Here is a 5,889-nt window from a genome sequence, read left to right as displayed (position 1 = left end):
CAACACCGCTGTCGGATCGAAGGCCCTGGATGCGGCCGTGACTTCCATCAGCGCGACAGCAGTTGGCTTCAACGCGCTGGGGGCGAGCACTGCCGATGGCAATACGGCAGTGGGCGCAGGCGCGCTCGATGCCAACGTCGCGGGCTTGAGAAACGTCGCCGTCGGCTTGGACGCCGGTGGTGCGCAAGCCGGCGCGACCGACAATGACAACACGTTCATCGGCCATAACGCCGGTCTGCTGGCAAACGGATCGGCCTCAGGTGGCAACACCATCGTTGGCTCGACGGCGTTCAACGCAGGGACCACCGCCGTCGATTGCACGGCGGTTGGCTTCAACGCTCTGGGCGCAAACCAAACCGGCGCAGGAGCCACCGCGGTCGGCAAAAATGCGCTTGCGGCGAGCACGGGTGCCGGAAACACGGCAGTCGGGATTGGGGCGCTCGATGCGAACGTCACCGGCCTGAGGAATGTGGCGATCGGAGAAGATGCTGGCGGCGCCCAAGCTGGTGCTACCGACGATGACAACGTCTGGATCGGTGCGAATGCCGGCTTGGTTGCCAACGCATCTGCAAGCGGCGGTAACGTCGCCGTCGGCTCGAACGCGATGCTGGCCTCAACCACCGCGATCGACTGCGTGGCAGTTGGCTTCAATGCGATGGCGGCGAACATCACCGGCAATGGGAACGTCGCCATTGGCGCCGATACCATGTTGCTTGCTGCCGGCGCGACCGACGACAACAACGTGGCGATTGGGACTGCGGCATTGTCGACGCTTAACGGTTCTGCCGGCGAGAACGTCGCAGTTGGTGCGGGAGCCCTCGGTGCCGTGACCACAGCCGCCTTGAACACTGCGCTCGGCACCAATGCGGGTCTGATCACCACGACAGGCACGGACAACGTGTTCCTCGGCAACAACATCAGTGCTGCTGCCGGCGGGACGAGCGACCAATTCGTAATTGGTTACGACGTTACCGGCATTGCTGACACCTTAATCGTTGGGACCGCTGGCGACAACGTTCTCATCGACTGGAAGGTCGGCGGCGGCGGGGCGTGGTCTGTGACATCCGACGTTCGAGGTAAGAACGTACTCGGTCAGTCGAAGCTGGGGCTGGACTTCATCAGACGCATCAGCCCGATCGAGTACACGCCGCGGCCGGCATCCGAATGGCCGGCAGAGTGGGTGCGCCCTGTGGAAGACCACGTGATGAACACCACCAAGCCGGTGCTCGGCGTCTCGGCGCAGGAAGTCAAGGCTGCGATCGACGCGGCAGAGGGCGCCGTGTTCGGTGGTTGGAGCGAGGATGCGGACGGACGGCAAAGGGTCAAGCCAGACCTTTTCATCTATCCGCTCATCAACGCGGTGAAGGAGCTTGCCGCGCGCTGCGAAGCGCTCGAGGCCAAGCTCGCGGCAAAAGCGTAGTAGTCGTGCATGACATGCCCGCCGTCTGAATGGCGGTGGGCATGGTTCCAGAATGGAGTCAAGGCATGAGCAAGGAACGCAGGGACCGCAAGATCGAGCGCGAGAAAGCGCGCTTCGAGGCCATGGTGCAGGAAGAGTTGCGCCGTCGCCAGTTGTTCAAGCCACGTCAGATTGCGGCAGAGGTACGGGCACTGTTTTCAAGGAGACGAACATGGGCGTAAAGATATCGGTCGGATCGGTCACGCGGCCGAACAATGCGACCCCATACACGGAAGGCGATGTGGTTGGCGCAACCGTGGGCGATGCCATGGAGTTTTCGACCGAGCAATTCGGGCGTATCCGTGGCGCACTTCTCATCGACAGCATTGCGGCGGTGACGAGACCGAGCCTCGACCTGATGCTCTTCGAGAACGAGCCTACGATCGCTGCCGACAACGATGCGTTTGCCATCACTGATGCCCAGATGCTCGATTGCGCAGCCGTGATCTCGTTCGATGGAACGTCGGGCGCGAACTTCAAGCTGGGCGGCGCCAACGGCGTGATTCAGCAGCAGGCGCTCGACATCCCCTACTGCACTCCGGACAAGAAGCTCTACGGCGTTCTGGTGGCGAGAAACGCCTACACCCCGACCGCACTCGAAGTGTTCACCGTGAAACTTCTTACCGAGCAGGGCGCGTGATGGACGAGCAGCAGCCATCGCAGATCATCCTCGCCGATACAGGCGAGCAGCTTCACCGCATGCCGGAGCAGTGGCTGCGCGCTCGCGTGCGCGGTTGGATGGAGATCAACGAGTCCCCAGATTTTCTCTACTGGATCGGGACCTACACGGCGGATGGGAAGTGGATCTTCTGTTCGTCGAACGCCGATCGCTGGGCGCCAAAGGACTACCGCCAGTTGTACGCCCAAGAGGTATGCCGGCACTTGGATCGGCAATGCGCGTTTGGCGGCGCGTGGCTCGCCGGATGGGTTCAAGGCGGGCGCGTGTTCTACATGCTCTGGAAGGACAAGGAGGGCGACATCCAGATCCCGATCGAGTGCGACAAGCCGTTTATCGCGCTGCAAAAGTACACCCTCTCGGACTGGGAGCGGCATTGCTGTTCAGCCTACAAAGTGTATTCTGAGTGGAAGCGGGACCTTGAAATGACGAATTCTCAACAGGTCAATGTTGCGCAGGGCGAGAAGACGAGCCCCGGGCATTTGGCTGAAGCACCGGACATCACGCTCCAATGAACAGGACATCGAACTTTGTGGCGGCAGGACCCCGCGGCCGGGGGCAATCGGGCTATTCGCGCGCCGGGGCGTCATCCCCTGCAAATCGTCGCCGGATATCGGGCGTGTCGGGTGGATCCACCCTGTAATAAAGGACGGAAAGCATGGACCAGAAAGCAGACACCACCAACACCGAAATTGCCAAGGCTGGAATCGCAGCAGCCGAGGCCGAAGGCACTCCTGGGGTAGTAGCAGCTCCAGCCGAGTCGAGCGCAGCGGAGGCGGCCAAGACGGCGCCTGAGAACCCGTTTGCGAACGAGGACGCAGAGCTTGCGAAGCTCGAGGCTCAGGTCAAGGCCGAAGCGGAAGCCGCTGGCAAGGCACCGGATGCGGGCAGCACAGCAGCCGATGGAACGGGTACGGCGCCGAAGTCAGGCACCGCAGCGACCGAAGGAGCGCAGGCACCAGCAGTTGCCGACGCCACCGCGGCAGCAGCGGCAGCAGGACACAATGCGTCTACTGCGGCCATCGTTGCACTTCGTAAGAAGAATCAGGAAATCGCAACAGCCAATCTGGTGTTGCAGGGCGAGAATCGCGTGCTCAAGACCTTGGTCGACCCGGAGAAGTTTTCAGGCGAAGCTGGGGAAGCCGGCCAACCGGCCGTTGAGCAAACGCCCGATGAGGAGTTCGCGGCTCTGGCAGCCGAGCGCATCAGGATCGCCGAGGAAGTCGACGGCGGCCGGATGACGATGCGCGAGTATGCCGAGCAGACCAACCAGATACAGGCGCGGGAACGCGCTATCTCTATCGCGGCGGCAGAGGCGGCAATCGCCAATGCGCAGCCGGCAAACGATCTTGGCCTGCAGGAGCATGTGACAACCCTCATCCAGAAGTACCCGATTCTCAATACGATGACGGCAGCCCAACTCAAACCGTTTGAGCAGATCGCCTACGAGCAAGCCGAAATGGAGGGGAAACCCATCCAGCGCGGCACTGCGATCGGGACGCGCGACTTGCGCGAGCGGATGGGAGCCTTGGCCACACAGGTCTACGGGAAACCGGCAGCAGCAGGAACAGCAGCAGGCGGGAACGGTGCAGGGACAGGTGCAGCGACTGGTTCAACGGTGACGGCGCAGCCAACGGCTGCGGAGCGCGAGGCGAAACTCGTGCTTGCGGGGAATCACCCTCCCAACATCGGAAACACAGGCTCCGGGGCGACCGGCGGTGAGCCTACCGAGGCTCAGGCATCAGCGGCTCTTGCTCAAGGCGAGGACGCGGCCATCCGTTGGTTGGAAGCCAATCCCGGTTTTGTCCAAAAGCAGATGGGAAAGTCCGTCCGCTTGACACGCTGAAAAAGGAATCGACATGGCACTTACCGATTTCGGCTCTCTGACGGACATTCAGAAGAAAATCTACTCGCTCCACGTATCGAAGCAGGGGCGCGATGATAACTTCTGGATGTCAAACGGGTTCATGGGTAACTCGACCGATGACACGTCAAAGCCGATCCAGAAAATCACCGAACTCACCAAGACGGAGAAGGGAACCCAGGCGGTCATGCCGCTCATTGGGGACATCTCCGGCGGCGTGGTCGGTGACAATCAGTTGGAGGGCAACGAGCAGCCCATCCTGGCGGATGCGCAGACCATCCAGATCGACCAGCTTCGCAATGGCTGCAGATCGAAGGGTCGCATGTCCGAGCAGGCAACCGTAATCCGCTTCCGGGTCCAGGCGCGCGATGTGCTCGCCTTCTGGCTGGCGGATCTTCTCGACGAACTGCTGTTCCTCACGGCCGCGGGCCGCGCCTTCACGTTGAACACCGACGGGTCTACGCGGGCAACGAGCCAAATTCCCTCGCTTGCGTTTGCGGGGGACGTGGCGGCAGCCTCAACCAACCGCATCAGTTACGGCGGCGTGGCAACCTCCGAAGCGACCTTGGTCGCGGCCGACACGATGACTTGGGATCTGGTGACCCAAGCCAAGTCGTTTGCCAAGAGGAAGCGCATCCGTCCGATCCGCGCAGGCGGCAAGTCCTACTACATCCTGGTGCTCTCAACCGAGCAATGCCGGGATCTGGAAAAGACTTCCGACTACAAGGCGATTCAGGCGCAAGCCATGCCGCGCGGGATGGACAATCCGCTGTTCAACAACGCGAAGAAGGTGATCAACGAAGTCGTGATCTACGACCACCAGAAGGTGTTCAACACCCTCGGTCTGGATTCCGGCTCGCGTTGGGGCGCTGCCAGCACCATCCATGGCGCGCAGGCTTTCCTGATGGGTGCGCAATCCCTCGGGTACGCTTCACTGGATGACGGCACCCCGGGCATGGACGAGTCGGATAACACCGACTACGGCAACCGTCCGGCCCTGGGGATTCATCGCATCATCGGCATGCTCAAGCCGCAGTACAAGTCGAAGTACGACGCCAATGCCCGCGAGGACTACGGCATCGTCTCGATCAAAACTGCGGCCGCGGCCAACTAGGAGAAGGAGACCATCATGAGAAAGTACAAGTTCCAACTCCAAGACCGTCCGATCGGCGCGTTTGCCGGGCCCAGCATCATCGGCTCCGGCGGCCAGTGCCTGATTACGTCAGCCGGCGATTGCGCGAAACTGGCGCTGACCGATGCCGACGGCGCTGCGCTGACGAACCCCATTTCCCTCACCAGGGGCAGCGGGGAGTTCTACACGGCCAACACCGTGGACGCGGTTGACCTGTTCATCCTGACTGGCGAGGGCTTTGCCACGCAACTGTGGAGCGTCGGGCCGGATGAGCTGCACGAGGTTCCGATCGATCGCTCGAATCGCAGCCAGATGCTCGTGTTCCCGTTCAGCATCGACGACCAGGTGAGCGACAACACCGAAGTCGACACGGGGCTCGACCTGATCGTGGGGATGGTGATGCAGCCGTTCCCCTACGTGAAGGTCGTGACGGCAGACGCCGGAGAAACCGTCGATGTTGGAACCGGAGAAGTTGTGCCGGCTGATGGCGGCGATGCAGACGGATTTGTGAGCCTGCTTTCGCTGACTTCGACGGGCTTGGTCGCGGACACGAACGGTGCTCTGTTGAACGCGGTGGAGTATATCGCGCCAGCCGATAGCCTGACGTGGACGCTTTCGGCCGCATCAGACACGGCCGAAGGGTATGTGTTCCTGCCTTACCGCAATCTGGTGAGCGGAACGCCGATCATCACGCAGGCGTAGGAGAAGGACACACTGTAGCGTAAAAAGAGACGGGCGCCGGTCGCAAGCCGGCCCCC

The 5,889-nt window shown here is 61.8% G+C and carries 7 protein-coding genes; all 7 read left to right on the top strand.

Annotation, left to right across the window (positions count from 1 at the left end):
- Positions 1-1,420: hypothetical protein (locus Q8P46_16815; GenBank protein ID MDP2621810.1), on the top strand; the 1,420-nt coding region annotated here is incomplete at its 5' end.
- Between the two features lie 65 nt (positions 1,421-1,485).
- Positions 1,486-1,641, top strand: a complete 156-nt coding sequence (locus Q8P46_16810; GenBank protein ID MDP2621809.1) for a hypothetical protein — start codon at positions 1,486-1,488, stop codon at positions 1,639-1,641.
- A complete protein-coding gene (locus Q8P46_16805; protein ID MDP2621808.1) occupies positions 1,632-2,099 on the top strand; it encodes a hypothetical protein in 468 nt (155 codons plus the stop codon). Before Q8P46_16810 ends, Q8P46_16805 begins: the two co-directional genes overlap by 10 nt.
- Positions 2,099-2,650, top strand: coding sequence for a hypothetical protein (locus tag Q8P46_16800; protein MDP2621807.1), 552 nt, complete (start codon positions 2,099-2,101; stop codon positions 2,648-2,650). Before Q8P46_16805 ends, Q8P46_16800 begins: the two co-directional genes overlap by 1 nt.
- 143 nt (positions 2,651-2,793) lie before the next feature.
- A complete protein-coding gene (locus tag Q8P46_16795; GenBank protein ID MDP2621806.1) occupies positions 2,794-3,981 on the top strand; it encodes a hypothetical protein in 1,188 nt (395 codons plus the stop codon).
- A gap of 13 nt (positions 3,982-3,994) precedes the next feature.
- Positions 3,995-5,113 (top strand): DUF4043 family protein, encoded by a 1,119-nt coding sequence (locus Q8P46_16790; GenBank protein ID MDP2621805.1) that lies wholly within the window; start codon positions 3,995-3,997, stop codon positions 5,111-5,113.
- A 15-nt stretch (positions 5,114-5,128) separates the two neighbouring features.
- Positions 5,129-5,833 carry a hypothetical protein gene (locus tag Q8P46_16785; protein MDP2621804.1) on the top strand — a complete coding sequence of 235 codons (705 nt, stop codon included), beginning with the start codon at positions 5,129-5,131 and terminating at the stop codon, positions 5,831-5,833.
- Positions 5,834-5,889: the final 56 nt, after the last annotated feature.

It is taken from the genome of Hyphomicrobiales bacterium (assembly GCA_030688605.1).
Classification (GTDB): Bacteria; Pseudomonadota; Alphaproteobacteria; order Rhizobiales; family NORP267; genus JAUYJB01.
Note: the sequence above shows the minus strand (reverse complement) of the source record. Positions and strands in the feature narration are given on the sequence as shown.